We start from the raw sequence: 17,378 nt of genomic DNA, 5'->3' as shown, positions 1-17,378 counted from the left end.
GACGGCCGGGGTGGCGAGAGTGATCAGTCGTGAACACCCCGGCCGAGTACCCGTGCCCCTGCTGCGGGCACCGCATGTTCGACCTGCCGCCCGGCAACTACGACATCTGCCGGGTGTGCTTCTGGGAGGACGACAACATCCAGCTGCGCTGGCCCGACTGGGCCGGTGGGGCGAACTCCCTTTCGCTCATCGATGCTCAGCGCGCCCACGCGGAAATGGGCGCGATGGAGTACCGCTTCACCGGGATCGTGCGCATGGCCGCCCTGGACGAACCGCTCGACGACGGCTGGCGTCCCATCGACCTCGCCGTCGACGACTTCGAACCCCGGGGCGTCCACGACGCACCGTGGCCGGCGGACATGACGTCGCTCTACTGGTGGCGCCCGAACTTCTGGCGCCGCCGCTAGACGTTGCGGCGGTACTGGCCCCCGACCTCGAAGAACGCCTCCGTGATCTGCCCCAGCGAGCACACCCGCGCGGCGTCCATCAACACTCCGAACAGGTTGCCGCCGCGGGTGGCCGCTTCGCGCAACGCCTTCAGCGCCTGCTGGGCCTCCTCGTGGTGGCGGTGCTGGAAGTCCGCCAGCCGCTCCAGCTGGGACTGCTTCTCCGCCTCCGTCGCCCGGGCCAGCTCGACCTCGACGTCGTCCTCGCCCGCGCGCGGGTTGCGGAACGTGTTGACGCCGATGATCGGCAGCGAGCCGTCGTGCTTCTTGCGCTCGTACAGGATCGACTCGTCCTGGATCTTGCCGCGCTGGTAGCCCGTCTCCATCGCGCCCAGCACGCCGCCGCGCTCGGAAATGCGGTCGAACTCGGCCAGCACGGCCTCCTCGACCAGGTCCGTCAGCTCGTCGATGACGAACGAGCCCTGCAGCGGGTTCTCGTTCTTCGACAGGCCCCACTCCTTGTTGATGATCATCTGGATGGCCATCGCGCGGCGTACCGACGACTCCGACGGCGTCGTGATCGCCTCGTCGAACGCGTTGGTGTGCAAGGAGTTCGCGTTGTCGTACAGCGCGCAGAGCGCCTGCAGCGTCGTCCGGATGTCGTTGAAGCTCATCTCCTGCGCGTGCAACGACCGGCCGGACGTCTGCACGTGGTACTTCAGCTTCTGCGACCGCTCGTTCGCGCCGTAGCGTTCGCGCATGGCCACGGCCCAGATCCGCCGCGCCACCCGGCCGAGCACCGAGTACTCCGCGTCCATGCCGTTGGAGAAGAAGAACGACAGGTTCGGCGCGAAGTCGTCGATGTCCATGCCGCGCGCGAGGTACGACTCGACGTAGGTGAAGCCGTTGGACAGCGTGAACGCCAGCTGCGAGATCGGGTTCGCCCCGGCCTCGGCGATGTGGTAACCCGAAATGGACACCGAGTAGAAGTTGCGGACCCCGTGCTCGATGAACCACTCCTGGATGTCGGCCATCATCCGGAGGCTGAACTCGGTGGAGAAGATGCAGGTGTTCTGGCCCTGGTCCTCCTTGAGGATGTCGGCCTGCACCGTGCCGCGGACGTTGCGCAGCACCCACTCGCGCAGCTCGGCGGCTTCGGCGTCGGACGGCTCGCGGCCGTGCTCCTCGCGGAACGCCGTCAGCTTCTGGTCGATCGCCGTGTTGAGGAAGAACGCGAGGATCGTCGGCGCCGGGCCGTTGATGGTCATCGACACCGACGTGTTGGGCGCGGTCAGGTCGAAGCCGTCGTAGAGGACCTTCATGTCGTCGAGCGTCGCGATGGACACGCCCGAAGTGCCGACCTTGCCGTAGATGTCGGGGCGTGTGTCGGGGTCGTGGCCGTAGAGCGTCACGGAGTCGAACGCCGTCGAGAGCCGCTTCGCCTCGGAGTCGGCCGAGAGCAGCTTGAACCGCCGGTTGGTGCGGAACGGGTCGCCCTCGCCGGCGAACATCCGCGCCGGGTCCTCCCCCTCGCGCTTGAACGGGAAGACGCCCGCGGTGTAGGGGAAGTAGCCCGGCAGGTTCTCCCGGCGCAGGAACGAAAGCAGCTCGCCGGACTCGGCGTACCGCGGCAGGGCGACGCGCGGGATGCGGTTGCCGGACAGCGTGTCGCGCCACAGCTGCGTGCGCAGCTCCTTGTCGCGAACCTTCACGACGAGCTCGTCCTGACGGTACTCCTCGGCCAGCGAGCGGAACCGTTCGAGGAGCTTGGCCGACTCGCCGTCCACATCGGACTCGGCGGCCGCGAGCAGTCCGTCCAGCGCGTCGGTCGACGCGTCCACCTTGGACAGCTCGTCCCGCGCGACAGCGAGCGCGTCCCGCTTGCGGATCGCGGCGACCTGCTGCCGCGTCTTGGCGTGGTAGCCGCGCACGGTTTCCGAGATCTCGGCCAGGTACCGGGCGCGGTTGCCCGGGATGATCGTCGAAGCGTCGGTCGAAACCTTGCCCTCGACGTGCGGCAGCGTGCCCGCGGACACACCGAGCCCCCGCTCGGCCAGCATCCCGCGCAAGTGCTGGTACAGCGCGGTGACGCCGTCGTCGTTGAACTTCGCCGCGCTCGTGCCGTACACCGGCATGTCCTCCGGCGCGGACGAGAAGGCCTCGCGGTTGCGCACCAGCTGGCGCGCGACGTCGCGGCGGGCGTCCTCCGCGCCGCGCCGCTCGAACTTGTTGATCGCGACGACGTCGGCGAAGTCGAGCATGTCGATCTTCTCCAGCTGTGACGCGGCGCCGAACTCCGGCGTCATCACGTACAGCGACTCGTCGACGAAGTCGACGATGCCGGCGTCGCCCTGGCCGATGCCGGGCGTCTCGACGATCACCAGGTCGAACCCGGCGGCCTTGCAGGCCAGGATCGACTCGCTCAGCCCGGCCGGGATCTCCCCCGACGTCGTGCGCGTGGCCAGCGACCGGAAGTACACCGGGGAGCCGTCGAGGCAGTTCATCCGGATGCGGTCGCCGAGCAGCGCGCCGCCGCCCTTGCGCCGCGACGGGTCGACGGCCAGCACCGCGATCCGCAGCTTGTCCTCCTGGTCGAGGCGGAAGCGGCGGATCAGCTCGTCGGTCAGCGACGACTTGCCCGAGCCGCCGGTGCCGGTGATGCCGAGCACCGGCACCGCACGCTTGCCCGCGGCGTCGGTGATGCCGTTCAGCAGGTCACCGGGCAGCTTCGCGGCCTGCAGCTGGGTGATGACGCGCGAGAGCGAGGCGACGTCCCCGGAGAGCACCTTGTCCAGCGAGGGGGCCTCGGCCGCGAGGTCGACGTCGCAGGCCTTGATCATGAAGTTGATCATGCCCGGCAGGCCCATCTCGTAGCCGTCCTCGGGCGAGAAGATGCGGGCGACGCCGCGCGAGTGCAGCAGCTCGATCTCCTCGCGCACGATCACCCCGCCCCCGCCGCCGAAGACCTTGATGTGCCCGGCGCCGCGCTCGCGCAGCAGCTCGACCAGGTAGGAGAAGTACTCGACGTGCCCGCCCTGGTAGGCAGAGATGGCGACGCCCTGGACGTCCTCGGCGATGGCCGCGGTGGCGACCTCGTCGACCGACCGGTTGTGGCCGAGGTGCACGACCTCCGCGCCCTGCGACTGGAGGATCCGCCGCATGATGTTGATCGACGCGTCATGGCCGTCGAAGAGGCTCGACGCGGTGACGAACCGGACGGGGTGCACAGGGCGGTACAGCTCGCTGCTCATCCCTCCAAAATACTTTGCCTTCCTACTATTGGAAACCCGAGGACCAGTGACGCGGCTCTCAGGACAGTCCAGGAGAACCTTGACAAGCCGCAGCTCGCGCCTATATTTAACGACCATGTTAATTAACAAGCGAGTGAAATGACGGACACGCTGAGCCGGACGTTCTCGGCCCTCGCCGACCCCACCCGGCGCGCCATCCTCGCCCGCCTGGCGGCGGGCGAAGCGACGGTGAACGAGCTCGCCGAACCGCTCCCGATGAGCCTGCCCGCGGTGTCCCGGCACCTGAAGGTGCTGGAACAGGCCGGGCTGATCACCCGCGGCCGCACCCGCCAGTGGCGGCCCTGCCGGCTGGAGGCGAAACCCCTCGAAGACGTCGCCGGCTGGGTCGCGGCCTACCGCCGGTTCTGGGACGACGGCTTCGACCGCCTCGAGGAGCACCTCAGGAGGCTGACCGACGATGCCTGACCTCACCATCACGCGCGTCTTCGACGCCCCGCGCGAGCTGGTCTTCGCCGCGTGGACCGCGCCCGACCAGCTGGCGAGCTGGCTGGGCCCGCACGGCTACACCGGCGCGGCCGTCACCCTCGCCACCCGGCCCGGCGGCGCCTGGCGGGCCTGCATCCGCTCCCCGGAGGGCGACGAGCACTGGATGCACGGGGTCTACCGCGAGGTCAGCGCCCCCGAACGGCTCGTGTTCACCTTCGCCTGGGACACCGAAGGCGACCTGCGCACCGAGACCGTCGTGACGATCGACTTCGCCGACCTCGGCGGCAAGACCGAGATGACCTTCGTCCAGACCGGCTTCCCGACCGCCGCCGAACGCGACGGCCACCACGAGGGCTGGACCTCCAGCTTCGACGACCTGACCGGCTTCATCCGAGGAAAGGACGCCCGATGACCGCCACACTGCCCGAGATCGTCTCGCCGGAGGAATGGCAGGCCGCGCGCGACGCGCTGCTCGTCAAGGAGAAGGCGCACATGAAGGCGGCCGACCACCTCGCCGCCGAACGCCGCCGGCTGCCGATGGTCCGGTTCGACGCGAAGTACCGGTTCGAGAGCGCCGGCGGGGAGAAGAGCCTCCTCGACCTGTTCGAAGGCCGCCGCCAGCTGATCGTCTACCACTTCATGCTGCACCCGGGCGACAAGGCGGGCTGCCCCGGCTGCTCGCTGGTCGTCGACAACCTGCCGCACCTGGCGCACCTGCACGCCCGGGACGTCACGCTCACCGTCATCGCGCCCGCGACGCTCGAGGAGATCGAACGCTACCGGATGCGGATGGGCTGGGACGTGCCGTGGGTGTCCGCGCACGGCAGCACCTTCACCGAGGACTGCGGTGTCGGCAAGGGCTTCGGCGTGAGTGTCTTCCTCCGCGACGGCGACGACGTCCACCGGACGTACTTCACGTCCGGCCGCGGCGGCGAAATGTTCCTCGCGTCGCACCGCTACCTCGACATCACGCCGCTGGGCCGGCAGGAGGCCTGGGAGGAGGAGAGCCGCGGCGACGACGCACCCAGTGCGTGGTGGCGCCGTCACGACGAGTACTGAAATTTTCTCCGGCGACCGTGTCCGGTCGGCGGCCACGGCTCCGACCTCCCGGTGAAACCACCTCAGGAGGAGACCGAAATGCGCGAGATCGTCTACATGGTCCACACTTCGCTCGACGGCTGCGTCGAGGGTCCGAACGGCGAGTTCGACTGGCCGGTCATGGGCCCGGAGCTGTCGGCTTATTCGGAGGAGCTGACCGCCCGGTCCGGCGAGTTCGCCTACGGGCGGAAGGTCTGGGACATGATGTCCGCGTACTGGCCGACCGCCGAGTCGATCTCGGACCACCCGCACGACCTCGCGTTCGCGCCCGTCTGGCGCGAGACGCCGAAGGTCGTGTTCTCGCGGACGCTGGAGAAGGCGGACTGGAACACCCGCGTCGTCGGCGGCGACCTGGGCGAAGCGGTGGCGTCCCTGAAGGCCGAGCCCGGCAAGGACCTGCTGCTCATGGGCGGCGCGGAACTCGCCGCCGAGCTGACCGTGCGCGGCCTGATCGACGAGTACCAGGTGTTCGTGCACCCGGTCGTCCTCGGCGGTGACAAGCGGCCGTTCGCCGAGGGCACCGCACGGCTCGGCCTGGAGCTGGTGGAGTCGCGCACGTTCGACGGGCAGGCCGTGCTGCTGCGCTTCCGCCGCGCGTGAGCGGCGCCTCCGGGCCCGGGCTCGTCCCGGGCCTGGGGCCCCGCCGGTGTCAGCGCGCGTTGGCCGCCCGCAGCGCGATCCACTGCCGCATGGCGTACTCGACCAGCGTGATCAGCGTCTGCTTCGTCGACTCGCGGTCCCGCGCGTCACAACGGACGATCGGGATGTTCGGGTCGATCGACAGCGCCTCGCGGACGTCGTTGATGTCGTGCTCCAGCACGCCGTCGAACGTGTTGATCCCGACGATGTACGGCAGGCCGCGGTCCTCGAAGAAGTCGATCGGGGCGAACGAGTCCGCCAGCCGCCGCGTGTCGGCCAGCACCACCGCGCCGATGGCGCCGCGGACCAGGTCGTCCCACATGAACCAGAACCGCTGCTGCCCGGGCGTGCCGAACAGGTAGAGGATCAGGTCCGCGTCCAGCGACACCCGGCCGAAGTCCATCGCCACCGTGGTCGTCGACTTGCCCGGCGTGTGGTCGAGGTTGTCCACCCCGACGCTGGCGTCGGTCATCATCGCCTCGGTGGTCAGCGGCACGATCTCCGACACCGACCCGACGAACGTCGTCTTCCCCGCACCGAACCCGCCCGCCACCACGATCTTGGCGGAAGTCATGGTGGGGGGCGCGGTGTCCCGCGGTGCCTTAAAGCCGACGGAGTCCACTCAAAACCCTTTCCATCAACACCAGATGTGCCTCGGCGCCGTCATTGCCCGTAACCGTCTTGTGCACCGTGACCAGCCCAGCGTCGGCCGCGTCGCTGATCAGCACCCGGGCCACGCCCAGAGGCACCCGCAGGGCCGCCACGATCTCGGCGACCGAACGCGGGGTCCGGCACTCTTCCATGATCGAGACGCACTCGATCTGCTCCGCGGCCACCTCGGGGAAGCCACCGGTGGCAGCGTAGTCCTTCGCGGAGATCAGTGTCTCCAGCTCCAGGGCGTAATTGGCCCGGGTGCGCCCGCCGGTCAGCGCGTACGGCCGGACGATCGCCGTCAGGTCCTCCGGCGCGGCCGGCTGCTCGAACACCGCGGGCATCACGAACTCGCCGCTGGGCGGGCCCGGGTCGAACAAACCCCCTGGCCGGGGACCGTCGGAGTCGGTACTGCCGGGTGGAGAGACTAAAGAGGTCACACGATCTCCTTGGTCGGCCGACGGCGCGGGCGCCGGCGGTTCCGCGGCCGGGTACGGACCGGCGGCCGGGGGTTGCGGGGACTCCTTGCTCTTCTTGCGCTTCCGGCGGGCACGGCCGGAATCCAGGGTGAACCCGTTGAGGACGTCGGCGAACGTGCCGTCGTCCCGTTGGCCGAAGGCGCCATCGTGCGCCGCCTCCGGTGGCTCACCGAAAGATCCGGACCCCGTGCTCATCGCGCCATCATCCCACCGGTTCACCGATCAGCGACCCACCCGATCCCTGCAGCTGGGCGCGCAGCTCGGGGGTGAGGATCTGACCGACCCGGTCGACGAGCATCGTCATCTCGTAGGCGACCTGGCCGATGTCGCAGTTGGGGGCGGCGAGCACGGCCAGGCAGGAGCCGTCGCTGATCGACATCAGCACCATGATGCCCAGCTCCATCTCGACGACGGTCTCGTTGACCGCGCCGGCCTCGAAGCAGCGGGCGGCGCCCTGGGTGAGGCTGACCAGGCCCGAAGCGACCGCGGCGAGCTGGTCGGCCCGGTCGAGCGGCAGCCGGTTCGACGCGGTCAGCAGCAAGCCGTCCGCCGAGACGACCACGGCGTGCGCCACACCCGGCACCCGCTCCGCGAAGTCGTTCACCAGCCAGCCGAACTGGTTCTGCGTCGGCTGAGCGTTACCCGGCGAGGTCATTCACCCTCCAGTGTCTCGTGGTTGTTCTCGGCCGCCTGTGCGGTGCGGTGGCGTCCGCGCTCGATACCCTGCTGGAAGCTCCGCAGGCGGCCCCGCACGTCGTGTGCGTCCCGTTGTGGTCGGGGGGCCGTGGCCCCGGTGGACGGTCCGGCACTGCCGGGGAGCAGCTGCTCCCCACGACGGCGCCGGGGCAATCCTGCCGAAGTGAATGTCGCGGGTGTCGACTGGGACACCGCTTGCACCGCGCGCCAGCCCTCGTCGGTGCCGAAGTTCCACTCCGCGGTGGCCTCGACCACGGACTCTTCGCGACGCGGCGCGGGCGTGTCCGGGACGGCGGGACGGCGGGACGGCAACGACGACGGCGGAGCGGCGGGACGGCCGTCCGCGATGGGCAGCCGGCCCGACCAGGTCTGCCGGTCCGGATCCGGCTCCGCTGCCGGGTGCTGTCCGTTCGGCTGGGGCAGGACTCCGGTCTGACCACGCCGTGGCAGGACACCGGACTCGGCCGGCGCGCGCTGGGGCAGCGCACCAGGCTTCACCTCGTCGTGAGCGGGCTCGGGCAGGACACCGAACTGTGCACCGGCCTGATCACGCTGCGGAAGGACACCGGACTCGGCCCCGGCCACGGCCGGGGCCTGCTGCCCGGACGCTTCCGGCGTGGCCTGGTCCGCGCCCGATGCCTGCGTGCCCGGCTCCGGCGCGGTACCAGTCTGCTGCGAGGCCTCGGGAGCAGCCGCCTCCTGCGCTGCTGAGGCCTGCTGCGCGGCCGCCGGGCCCGACGCACCCTGTGCGACCCCCGTCCCCTGCGCCGCCGAGGCCTGCTGCGCCACTGCCGGACCCGACGCAGCCTGACCAGCACCCTGCGCCGTCGTGGCTTGCGGCGACGCTGCCGTCTCGGTGGCGGCCTGACCGGCGTCCGGTGCCTGCGTGCCCGGCTCCGGCACCGCACCGGCCTGCTGCGGCGCGAACGCGGTCTGGCTGGTGCCCAGCCCGGGCACACCGGACTGCGGTGTCGCCGGCTGCCCGGTCCTCGACGGCTGCGGCTTGGCCGGACGGCGCATCTGGCGGCGGCCACGGTGCACGCCCTGCTGGAAGCTGCTGAGCCGGCTGCGGACCTCCGCCGGGTCGCGGACCGGCAGCTCGGGTCCCGCCGGAGCCGGTTCGGGAGTCGCCGGGACCGGGATCGCGCTGCCCGGCATGAGCTGCTCGCCCCGGCGGCGGCGCGGGAGCCCGGCCTCGGTGAACGCCGTCGGCGCGGCCTGCGAGAGCGCCTGGACCGTGCGCCAGTTCTCGTCGCTCGCGAAGTCCCAGCTGCGCCGCTCCTGCGGCTCGGCTTCCTCCGAAGCCGCTTCCTCCGCGGCCGCGGGCTTCTCCTCGGCGGCCGGCTTGTCCTCGCGGAACCACGCCGAGAGCATCTCGTCGAAGATCGGCGTCGTCTCCGAGCGGTCCGGGGCCGGGGCGGGCGGAGCCGACGCCGGGTGCGCCGCGGTCGTCGCCTGCTGCCACCAGTCGCTGAGCGTGGTCTCGTTGGCCGAGAACAGGTCCTTGCCCGCAGGCAGGTCACCACCGGCCCGCGGCGGCTGCTCCGGCTGCCGCTGGGGCAGCGGCAGCGCCGCCGGCACCTGCGGCACGGCGGGACGCTGCGGCGGGACGTCGCCGTCCTTCGGGATCGGGGCGAACAGCGCCGTCCCGGAGATCTCCAGGTCCGACGGCGGGCGCACGCCGGACAGCCCGGCGAGGTCGTTCGCCGACGGCCAGCGCTCCTCCCCCATCGCCGGCTGCGGGGGCACCACCGGCCGCGGGCGGGTGCTGCCGTTGACCTGCCGGCGCGGCAGCGGGTTGCCCGCCGCGGGACTGGTCGGGTGCTGCTGCACCGCGCCGATCGGGCCGGTCACCGGGCCGTCGGTCACCGGCATCACCAGCTCCGCCGGGACGACGACGGTGGCGCGGACGCCGACGATGTCCTTGCCGCCGTGCAGCGACACCCCGATCCGGTGCCTGCTGGCCAGCCTGCCGACGACGAACAGGCCCATCCGCCGGGAGGTGACCAGGTCGACCGATCCGGCCTCGGTCAGCCGGGTGTTCGCCTCGATGACCTCGCACTCGTTCATCCCGATGCCCTTGTCCAGGATGTCGATGTGCAGCGAGCCGTCCTCGCCCAGCCGCGACGCCACGGTCACCGAGGTCTCCGGCGCGGAGAACGCGGTGGCGTTGTCGAGCAGTTCGGCGACCAGGCGCATCAGGTCGCTCGCGGCGTACCCGACGATCCGGGCCGGCGGCGGCGGCTGAACCTGGACCCGCTGGTACTGCTCGATCTCCGACACCGCGGCGCGGAGCATGTCGGTGGTGCCGACCGGCTTCCCGGACCGGCGGCCCGGTTCGGCGCCGGAGAGCACCATCAGGTTCTCGTTGTTGCGCCGCATCCGGGTGGCGAGGTGGTCGAGCTGGAACAGCGTCGCCAGCTGGTCGGCGTCCTCCTCGTCCCGCTCGAGCTGCTCGATCAGCTGCAGCTGCCGCTGCACGAGGCTCTGGCTGCGCCGCGAGAGGTTGACGAAGACGCTGCCGTAGCCGGTGCGCATCGCCGCCTGCTCGGTCGCCAGCCGCAGCGCCTGGTGGTGCACCTTGTCGAAGGCCCGCGCCACCTCGCCGACCTCGTCGTCGGTCTGCACCGGGACCGGCCGGACGTCGGTGCCCTGCGCGCGGCCCTCCTGGATGTTGCGGACCGCCTCCGGCAGCGCCGTCTCGGCGACGTCGAGGGCACTGCGGCGCAGGACCTTCAGCGAGCGCAGCAGCTGGCGGGTGATGAGGAAGACGACCGCCACGGCGAGGACCATCGTGGCGAACAACAGCACCGCGAGCAGGCCGGCGCCGCTGCTGGACTCGTCGACCAGCTGCGCCGACCGCTGCGACGCCGACGCGCCGAGCCGGTCGGCCACCTGGCCGATCTGCGTGCGCATCGCCGCGGAGGCGGCGTTCCAGTCCGCCGCGGACAGCGCGCGGAACGCGTTGTCCGTCGCGCCGCCCGGCGCGTTGAGCACCGTTTCGACCATCCGGGCCCGGCTCTGGGCCTGGGTGCCTTCGGCGATCGCCGCGAAGTCGCGCTGCAGCGTGTCGCCCGCCGCGGACCGGAAGTCCACGAGCCGGTCGGCGAGCCGCAGCTCGGCGGCCCGCAGCGTGGCGAGCTCGCTCGGCGTCAGCCCGGCGCGGCCGATGCCGTAGGCGACCAGCGCCTGGCTGAGCGACACCTGTTCGCCCGCGACGAGGAGTTCGTGCAGCCCGGCGGGGGTGCCGCCGAGGGTGCCGTCGCCGGCGCCCGCGGTGGCCGCGGTGTCGAGGCTGATGAGGGAGCCGGTGAGGGCGGCGTACGCCGTGACGGCCTGGCTGGGGCCGAGCTGGCCGCCGTCGACCTGGCGGCGCAGGAAGGCGAGGTTGCCGACCTGGGCGGTGGCCGCACCCGCGGCTCCGGCCACACCGGGCTCGGCTTCGGCCGCGCGCGCCTGCTCCGCGGTGAACGGGCCGACCGCGGCGTCCGTGGCCTTGCGGGCCGCGGCCAGCTCGGGGGTGCCGCCGACGGTGCCGGCGGTCAGCATCGCCGCGGTGACCGTGCGCTCCTGCTGGAGTGCGCCGGTGAGCGCGCGCACCCCGCCGCCGAGCGCGACGAGCCGGTCGAGCCGCTGGTATTCGTCCGAGCGGCCGACCTGCGCGGCGATCGTGGTGATGCCGAGCACCAGCGCGAGCGCGATGGGCACGACCGTGACGGCCGAAAGCTTGACGGGCAGGCTCCAGTCGCGCCATTGCACGAGCGCGCGCCACACGGCCTTCCCCTTCGACCGCCGGGGTGCTCGGCCGAGCAGCTCCCCGACGGGCACCTGACCTTCTCCTGCAACGGTCACGTGAGTGACTCCCTGTCCGGCGTCATGGATCCGCGTCGGCGGCGTGGCGTCCCGGCTCGCGGCGGGCCGTCGGACGGCCGTGCCGTCCCCACCCTGCCGCTTCCCGGGCGCCCGCGCTCGTCCCCGGCTGCCCCGCCGTCCACGCGCCCGTTGCCGGGCGGGCACCACCTCGCCGTCCCCTGCCCGGGACTCTGCACGTGCATGTCGCAAGTTGCGTTGTGCACGGGGGTCGAGATCAACTTTATCGGTGCCAATCGATCGCTGTGGTCAGCTGGGCCAAAGAATCGTACCCCCGGAGCACGGCCGGTCAATTGTGTTCCCCACCCGGGCGCTGACCTGCGAAAAGTGCTTTCGCGACCGGACACGGGCCATGCCATTCCGCCTCACCGTGCCCGAAGAGGGAATTCCGGTTACCGGACACGTGGGCCAGGAGCATCCGGTCGTCACCCGATTAGTCCATCAAGGGTAGCAGCATCGCTCGGACGATCTACCCTCCGTACCTCCAACGAGTGGGTCAAGTCCCAAGGTGTGCCCGATGTTGTGGCGTTGCGCCACCCCCCGACCCGACCCGGTGATTTCTTTCGAAACCCCGTGCCGACCAGTGGATCTTCGCCCATTTACCGGCGCGGCGCAACCCTCATGGACGCTACCCGGCGGCGAATTCGTACACCCTCCGTGACCAGTCGGCGGGACCAAACGGCGCAACTAACCCGTCCGCCGCAGTGAACACCACACCCGACAACGTCCCGTCACAATTCTTTTACTCATTCCGGGGTTCCGCGCGCGGCCTTGTCGCCGGGTACGCATTCGACGGCGCCGACAGGAAAACGAATACCACCTTTCGGACTCCGCGGCACGGTGAAGACCGCCTTCGGTACCCGCCGGACGGCGTAGTTACGATGTTCGCTCGCAGTCCGCAAGGGCGGCCCGGGGCCCTGTCCGCAGGCGCCGGGCACCGCCGCCACGGAGGCACCTGCCGGAGGCACCATGTACGACGTCGCGCGACCCGCGACGGGCAACGCCCTGGAGGAGACCGGCCAGCTGCCGGCCCTGTTCACCGGGGACCGCCCGTCCGGCGTCCAGCCCCACCAAGCCGACCACCGGCCCGACCGCCGGCCCTCCGCCCGCACGGGCCCGGACTACCCCGCGATCCAGGCCAGTCCCGAGTTCACCGCGCTGCGCCGCCGGTTCCGGTGGTTCGTCTTCCCGATGAGCTTCGCCTTCTTCGCCTGGTACATGACGTACGTGCTGCTGGCCGCCTACGCGCACGACTTCATGAGCCGCAAGGTGTGGGGCCAAGTCAACGTTGCCATCCTGCTGGGGCTCGGCCAGTTCGTCAGCACCGCGCTGGTCACGTGGCTCTACCTGCGCTACGCGCGCCGCCGTCTCGACCCGCGGGTCGCGGAGCTGCGGATCCGCGCCGGCCTGCCGGAAGACAAGCGCCGATGACCGCGTCCGTGAGCGACCCGGTCATCAACACCGTGGTGTTCGGCCTGTTCGTGGCGATCACGCTGTACATCGTCTACCGGGCCGGCGCGCGGAACTCCTCGACGTCGGACTACTACGCCGCGGGAAGCGCCTTCACCGGCCGCCAGAACGGGATCGCCCTCTCCGGGGACTTCCTCTCGGCGGCGTCGTTCCTCGGCATCGCCGGCGCGATCGCCGTCCACGGCTACGACGGCTTCCTCTACTCGATCGGCTTCCTGGTCGCGTGGCTGGTCGACCTGCTGCTGATCGCCGAACTGCTGCGCAACACCGGCCGGTTCACGATGGGCGACGTCATCAGCTTCCGGATGAACCAGCGGCCGGTCCGGGCCGCGGCGGCGACGTCGACCCTGGTGATCTCGCTGTTCTACATGCTGGCGCAGATGGCGGGCGCGGGCGGCCTGGTTGCCCTGCTGCTCGACATCCACACCCGGCTCGGCCAGGCGCTGGTGATCGGCGTGGTCGGCCTGATCATGGTGCTGTACGTGCTGGTCGGCGGGATGAAGGGCACCACGTGGGTGCAGATCGTCAAGGCCAGCGTGCTGATGCTGGCCGTGGTGCTGATCGCGGTGTTCCTGATCGGCAAGTACGGCTTCAGCTTCTCGAACCTGCTCTCGGCCGCGACGGAGAAGAGCCCGCTGGGCGAGCACCTGCTGGAACCGGGCGGCTCGTACGGCAAGGACGACACCACCAAGCTCGACTTCGTGTCGCTCGCGCTGGCCCTGGTGCTGGGCCTGTCCTCGCTGCCCCACCTGCTGATGCGCTTCTACACCGTGCCGAACTCCCTGGAAGCGCGGCGCTCGGTGGTCTGGGCGACGGTGTGCATGCTCATCTTCTACCTGTGCACGCTGGTGATCGGCTTCGGCGCGGCCGCGCTGGTCGGCTCGGACGAGATCAAGAGCGCGCCGGGCGGGGAGAACTCGGCGGCGCCGCTGCTGGCCCTGCACATCGGCGGGACGCTGCTGCTGGGCGTCATCGCCGCGGTGGCGTTCGCGACGATCCTCGCGGTGGTGGCCGGCCTGACGATCACCGCGTCGGCCTCGTTCGCCCACGACGTGTACGCGAACATCTTCAAGCGCGGCAAGGCGGAACCGGAGGACGAGGTCAAGGTGGCCCGGCTGACCGCGATCGTGGTCGGCGCGCTGGCGATCGTCGGCGGGGTGCTGGCGAACGGGCAGAACGTCGCGTTCCTGGTGGCGCTGGCGTTCGCGGTGGCCGCGTCGGCGAACCTGTCGACGCTGCTGTACTCGTTGTTCTGGAAGCGCTTCAACACGACGGGCACGCTGTGGGGCATGTACGGCGGCCTGATCGCGTGCCTGGTGCTGGTGCTCTTCTCGCCGGTCGTCTCGGGTGCCCCGGACGCGATCTTCAAGGGCATCGACTTCGCCTGGTTCCCGCTGAAGAACCCGGGCCTGGCGTCGATCCCGTTCTCGTTCCTGTGCGGGTTCGTCGGCACCTTGGTCGGCAAGCCGAAGGCGGACGCCGAGAAGCAGGCGGAGATGGAGGTCCGGTCGATGACCGGGATCGGCGGCTGAGTCAGGCGCGGAGCCCGTCGAAGATCACGTCCAGCACCCGCTTCCCGTCTTCGGGCGAGCAGTTGCGGACCGCCATGCCCGCGCCGTGGCCGAGCCGGAGGACGTCGACGCCCGCGACGTCCTTGCGGACCAGGCCCGCCTCCTGCGCCGTCTCGACCAGCAAGCCCGTCGCCTCGCGAAGCCGTTTCTGGCAGTAGAGGAAGGTCTCGGAGCCGGAGTCGATCGACTCCTTGAGGATCGTCGCCAGCTTGTGCCGCTCGACCACCCAGGTCACCTGGGCGAGCAGCCAGGCTTCGAGCGCCTCCCACGGGCCGAGCTCGTCGTGCAGGACGAACGCGCGGTCGGCGAGCACCGTGATCTCGTCGCGGTAGACGGCTTCGAACAGCTTCTCGCGCGTCGGGAAGTGCCGGTAGAGCGTGCCCGCGCCGACGCCGGCCTTCTTGGCGACGTCGTCCAGCGGCACGTCGGCGCCCACCGTCGTGAAGAGGTCCTTCGCCGTCGCGACGATGCGTTCGTAGTTGCGGCGCGCGTCCGCCCGCATCGGCCGCTCCGTGGTCCCGCCCGGCATCCCGGCCTCCTCGCCACTTAACCGGAGAGATTCTCCGAATTCACTTGCGCATCCGGAGACACTCTCCATATTATCGGATCACAGGCAAGCGGAGAACATCTCCGCTTCTTCTCTTACTCCATGGGGGAGTATCCCTTGTCACAGCAGACGCTCGACCGTGCGCCCGCCCCGGCGGCGCGCAAGCGCGGCGGGCTGGTCCTCGCGATCATCCTGACCTGCCAGCTCATGCTCATCCTCGACGCGACCGTGGTCAACGTCGCCCTGCCCCGCATCCAGGCCGACCTCGGCTTCACGCCGACCGGCCTGTCCTGGGTGATGACCGCCTACAGCCTCGTCTTCGGCGGCCTCCTGCTGCTCGGCGGCCGCGCGGGCGACCTGTTCGGCCGGCGCCGCATGTTCGTCGCGGGCACCGCCGTGTTCACTCTCGCGTCGCTGGCCGGCGGCCTCGCCGACTCGGCCGCGCTGCTCATCGCCGCCCGGGCCCTGCAGGGCGTCGGCGCCGCCATGGCGGGGCCGAGCACCCTGGCGCTGATCACCACGACGTTCACCGAGACCAAGGCGCGCGTCCGGGCGCTGGCGCTGTTCTCCGCCATGTCCAGCGGCGGGTTCGCGATCGGCCTCATCGTCGGCGGCCTGCTCACCGAGTGGATCTCGTGGCGCGCGGGGCTGTTCATCAACGTCCCGTTCGGCCTGGCGATCGTCCTGCTCGCGCCGCGGTTCGTCGCCGAACCGGAGCGGCGGCGCGCGCACCTCGACCTACCCGGCGCGATCACGGGCACCCTCGGCGTCGGCTCGCTGGTGTTCGCCTTCACCCACGCCGCGTCCGACGGCTGGGGCAACCCGGTGACGCTCGGCTCGCTCGCCGCCGGGCTGGTGGTGCTGGCCGGGTTCGTCGCCATCGAGGCCCGCAGCGAGATGCCGCTGGTCCCGCTGCGGCTGTTCGCCGACCGCAACCGCAGCGCGGCCTACGTCAACTTCTTCCTCGGCCCGATGGCGATGATGTCGATGTTCTTCTTCCTCACCCAGTTCATGCAGGACATCCGGCACTACGCCGCGCTGGCCACCGGGTTCGCGTTCCTGCCGATGGCGGTACTGATCTTCACGATGAGCCGGCTCGTGCCGCGGCTGCTCCCCCGCTACGGGCCGAAGACGCTGGCCGTGACCGGGTCCCTGGTGATGGTCACCGGCCTCGTCTGGCTCGCGCTGCTCAGCACGGACAGCGCGTACTTCCCCGCACTGTTCGGTCCGCTGCTGCTGATGGGGCTGGGCGTCGGACTGGCGTTCGCGCCGCTCAACGTGATCGTGATGGCCACCGTGCCGACCGAGGACGCGGGCGCCGCGGGCGGCGTGCTGCAGACCATGCAGCAGGTCGGCAGCACGCTCGGGCTGGGCGTCCTGATCACGGTGTTCGGCTCGGTGACCCGCTCGTCGGCCTCGACCGGCGCGCAGCTCACGGTCGACGGGATGACCGCCGCGTTCACGACGTCCGCGGTGTTCGCGGCGTGCACGGTCCTGGTGGCGCTGACGTTCCGCCGCGTTACAGCTTCTGCCCGGCCTTGACCTTGTGCGTCACCCGGCGCTCGACGAGGAACGAGACGAACGGGACGCAGCCGGCCAGCAGCACGAGCACGGTGCCCTTGATCGACCAGCGGGCCTTGATCGCCAGGTCGATGGTGAGCACCAGGTAGATCATGTACAGCACGCCGTGGATCGGCGAGTAGACCGCCGACGGCGTCGGGTTGCCGAAGGCGTAGCGAAGCACCATCACGAAGCACAGGCCGAGCAGGCCGACGCCGGTGACGTAGGCGGCGGTGCGGAACCGGACCAGGGGGCCGGAAAGCGGCACCGCGGTCTGCGCGGCACCTTCGGTGCTGGTGGTCATCGGGTCGTCGTCCTCACTCTGCGGCCTGCTGGTCGCGGGCGTTCAGCTCGCGCAGGTAACGGTTGTACGCGGCCAGCTCCTCGTCCTCGTCCTGTTCCGGCTTCGGCACATCGGGGCGGGGACGGGGGGCGGGCACCTCGGGCTGCTTCTCGTTCCCCGGGCCGTCGGCTTCGGCTTTCTGCCGGAGCTTGCGGATCCGCCAGAACATGAAGGCGGGGAACAGCCCGAACAGCGGCCACTGCAGGACGTAGCCGAGGTTCTGGAAGGTGCCGTTCGCCGAGGTGAAGCGGTCCCACTGCCACCAGGCGAGCCCGCAGCAGACGAGCAGGCTCACCAGGCACGTCGCGACGATCGCGATCCGGCGGGCCCA

16 protein-coding genes are annotated in these 17,378 nt (G+C 70.8%); 8 read left to right on the top strand and 8 right to left on the bottom strand.

Translation table 11 applies throughout. The features are described from left to right. Positions 1 to 29: 29 nt before the first annotated feature. Positions 30 to 407, top strand: coding sequence for a CPCC family cysteine-rich protein (locus tag AB0G28_RS30335; protein ID WP_361096503.1), 378 nt, complete (start codon positions 30 to 32; stop codon positions 405 to 407). Here the strand turns inward: AB0G28_RS30335 and icmF are convergent. Continuing rightward, on the bottom strand, positions 404 to 3,637 hold the full coding sequence (icmF, locus tag AB0G28_RS30330; protein ID WP_361096500.1) for a fused isobutyryl-CoA mutase/GTPase IcmF: 3,234 nt from the start codon (positions 3,635 to 3,637) through the stop codon (positions 404 to 406). The two genes, AB0G28_RS30335 and icmF, sit on opposite strands and share 4 nt — an antisense overlap. A 138-nt stretch (positions 3,638 to 3,775) precedes the next feature. Between icmF and AB0G28_RS30325 the strand changes: the two genes are divergently transcribed. The 4 genes from AB0G28_RS30325 to AB0G28_RS30310 all read left to right on the top strand — a co-directional run bounded on the left by AB0G28_RS30325 (position 3,776) and on the right by AB0G28_RS30310 (position 5,821). Further along, entirely contained in the window at positions 3,776 to 4,102 is a 327-nt protein-coding gene (locus tag AB0G28_RS30325; protein ID WP_361096496.1) for a metalloregulator ArsR/SmtB family transcription factor, read from the top strand. Further along, positions 4,095 to 4,535, top strand: coding sequence for an SRPBCC domain-containing protein (locus AB0G28_RS30320; RefSeq protein ID WP_361096493.1), 441 nt, complete (start codon positions 4,095 to 4,097; stop codon positions 4,533 to 4,535). Before AB0G28_RS30325 ends, AB0G28_RS30320 begins: the two co-directional genes overlap by 8 nt. Next, entirely contained in the window at positions 4,532 to 5,182 is a 651-nt protein-coding gene (locus AB0G28_RS30315) for a DUF899 domain-containing protein (protein WP_361096490.1), read from the top strand. The genes AB0G28_RS30320 and AB0G28_RS30315 overlap by 4 nt, the downstream gene beginning before the upstream one ends. A 78-nt stretch (positions 5,183 to 5,260) precedes the next feature. Next, complete coding sequence (locus tag AB0G28_RS30310; protein ID WP_361096487.1) at positions 5,261 to 5,821, top strand: dihydrofolate reductase family protein; 561 nt, start codon at positions 5,261 to 5,263, stop codon at positions 5,819 to 5,821. 49 nt (positions 5,822 to 5,870) lie between these two features. Here the strand turns inward: AB0G28_RS30310 and AB0G28_RS30305 are convergent, their stop codons facing one another. From AB0G28_RS30305 to AB0G28_RS30290, 4 genes are read right to left on the bottom strand one after another with little or no spacing between them, the layout of a single operon-like run. Beyond that, positions 5,871 to 6,434, bottom strand: coding sequence for an ATP/GTP-binding protein (locus AB0G28_RS30305; protein ID WP_004561255.1), 564 nt, complete (start codon positions 6,432 to 6,434; stop codon positions 5,871 to 5,873). Positions 6,435 to 6,462: 28 nt separating this feature from the next. Then, the gene (locus AB0G28_RS30300) at positions 6,463 to 7,185 is read right to left on the bottom strand and encodes a DUF742 domain-containing protein (RefSeq protein WP_361096484.1); all 723 of its coding nucleotides are present in this window, start codon (positions 7,183 to 7,185) and stop codon (positions 6,463 to 6,465) included. A gap of 7 nt (positions 7,186 to 7,192) precedes the next feature. Beyond that, positions 7,193 to 7,645 (bottom strand): roadblock/LC7 domain-containing protein, encoded by a 453-nt coding sequence (locus AB0G28_RS30295; protein WP_093953023.1) that lies wholly within the window; start codon positions 7,643 to 7,645, stop codon positions 7,193 to 7,195. Then, complete coding sequence (locus AB0G28_RS30290) at positions 7,642 to 11,514, bottom strand: nitrate- and nitrite sensing domain-containing protein (protein ID WP_361096609.1); 3,873 nt, start codon at positions 11,512 to 11,514, stop codon at positions 7,642 to 7,644. Before AB0G28_RS30290 ends, AB0G28_RS30295 begins: the two co-directional genes overlap by 4 nt. 1,011 nt (positions 11,515 to 12,525) lie before the next feature. On the opposite strand from AB0G28_RS30290, the gene AB0G28_RS30285 reads away from it, so the two are divergent. Both AB0G28_RS30285 and AB0G28_RS30280 read left to right on the top strand, forming a co-directional pair. Further along, positions 12,526 to 12,987, top strand: a complete 462-nt coding sequence (locus tag AB0G28_RS30285) for a DUF485 domain-containing protein (RefSeq protein ID WP_361096480.1) — start codon at positions 12,526 to 12,528, stop codon at positions 12,985 to 12,987. Beyond that, positions 12,984 to 14,558, top strand: a complete 1,575-nt coding sequence (locus AB0G28_RS30280; protein ID WP_361096477.1) for a cation acetate symporter — start codon at positions 12,984 to 12,986, stop codon at positions 14,556 to 14,558. Before AB0G28_RS30285 ends, AB0G28_RS30280 begins: the two co-directional genes overlap by 4 nt. 1 nt (position 14,559) lies before the next feature. On the opposite strand, the gene AB0G28_RS30275 is transcribed toward AB0G28_RS30280, so the two are convergent. Further along, positions 14,560 to 15,126 carry a TetR/AcrR family transcriptional regulator gene (locus AB0G28_RS30275; RefSeq protein ID WP_361096474.1) on the bottom strand — a complete coding sequence of 189 codons (567 nt, stop codon included), beginning with the start codon at positions 15,124 to 15,126 and terminating at the stop codon, positions 14,560 to 14,562. A 135-nt stretch (positions 15,127 to 15,261) separates the two neighbouring features. Here AB0G28_RS30275 and AB0G28_RS30270 point away from each other — a divergent pair, with 135 nt between their 5' ends. Beyond that, positions 15,262 to 16,686 (top strand): MFS transporter, encoded by a 1,425-nt coding sequence (locus AB0G28_RS30270; protein ID WP_361096471.1) that lies wholly within the window; start codon positions 15,262 to 15,264, stop codon positions 16,684 to 16,686. Here the strand turns inward: AB0G28_RS30270 and AB0G28_RS30265 are convergent. After that, on the bottom strand, positions 16,664 to 17,008 hold the full coding sequence (locus tag AB0G28_RS30265) for a DUF3817 domain-containing protein (RefSeq protein WP_361096468.1): 345 nt from the start codon (positions 17,006 to 17,008) through the stop codon (positions 16,664 to 16,666). The two genes, AB0G28_RS30270 and AB0G28_RS30265, sit on opposite strands and share 23 nt — an antisense overlap. 13 nt (positions 17,009 to 17,021) lie before the next feature. Next, positions 17,022 to 17,366 (bottom strand): hypothetical protein, encoded by a 345-nt coding sequence (locus AB0G28_RS30260; protein ID WP_361096606.1) that lies wholly within the window; start codon positions 17,364 to 17,366, stop codon positions 17,022 to 17,024. Positions 17,367 to 17,378 lie beyond the last annotated feature (12 nt).

The organism is Amycolatopsis sp. NPDC021455 (genome assembly GCF_040640995.1).
In the GTDB taxonomy this organism is placed as follows: domain Bacteria; phylum Actinomycetota; class Actinomycetes; order Mycobacteriales; family Pseudonocardiaceae; genus Amycolatopsis.
The sequence above is the reverse complement of the archived record's forward strand: the minus strand, read 5'-3'. Positions and strand labels throughout refer to the sequence as shown.

Coding starts and splice junctions, on each gene's coding strand:
- AB0G28_RS30295 (WP_093953023.1), bottom strand. CDS start 7,645: ATGACCTCGCCGGGTAACGCTCAGCCGACGCAGAACCAGTTCGGCTGG.
- icmF (WP_361096500.1), bottom strand. CDS start 3,637: ATGAGCAGCGAGCTGTACCGCCCTGTGCACCCCGTCCGGTTCGTCACC.
- AB0G28_RS30275 (WP_361096474.1), bottom strand. CDS start 15,126: ATGCCGGGCGGGACCACGGAGCGGCCGATGCGGGCGGACGCGCGCCGC.
- AB0G28_RS30325 (WP_361096496.1), top strand. CDS start 3,776: ATGACGGACACGCTGAGCCGGACGTTCTCGGCCCTCGCCGACCCCACC.
- AB0G28_RS30280 (WP_361096477.1), top strand. CDS start 12,984: ATGACCGCGTCCGTGAGCGACCCGGTCATCAACACCGTGGTGTTCGGC.
- AB0G28_RS30310 (WP_361096487.1), top strand. CDS start 5,261: ATGCGCGAGATCGTCTACATGGTCCACACTTCGCTCGACGGCTGCGTC.
- AB0G28_RS30285 (WP_361096480.1), top strand. CDS start 12,526: ATGTACGACGTCGCGCGACCCGCGACGGGCAACGCCCTGGAGGAGACC.
- AB0G28_RS30265 (WP_361096468.1), bottom strand. CDS start 17,008: ATGACCACCAGCACCGAAGGTGCCGCGCAGACCGCGGTGCCGCTTTCC.
- AB0G28_RS30305 (WP_004561255.1), bottom strand. CDS start 6,434: ATGACTTCCGCCAAGATCGTGGTGGCGGGCGGGTTCGGTGCGGGGAAG.
- AB0G28_RS30300 (WP_361096484.1), bottom strand. CDS start 7,185: ATGAGCACGGGGTCCGGATCTTTCGGTGAGCCACCGGAGGCGGCGCAC.
- AB0G28_RS30320 (WP_361096493.1), top strand. CDS start 4,095: ATGCCTGACCTCACCATCACGCGCGTCTTCGACGCCCCGCGCGAGCTG.
- AB0G28_RS30315 (WP_361096490.1), top strand. CDS start 4,532: ATGACCGCCACACTGCCCGAGATCGTCTCGCCGGAGGAATGGCAGGCC.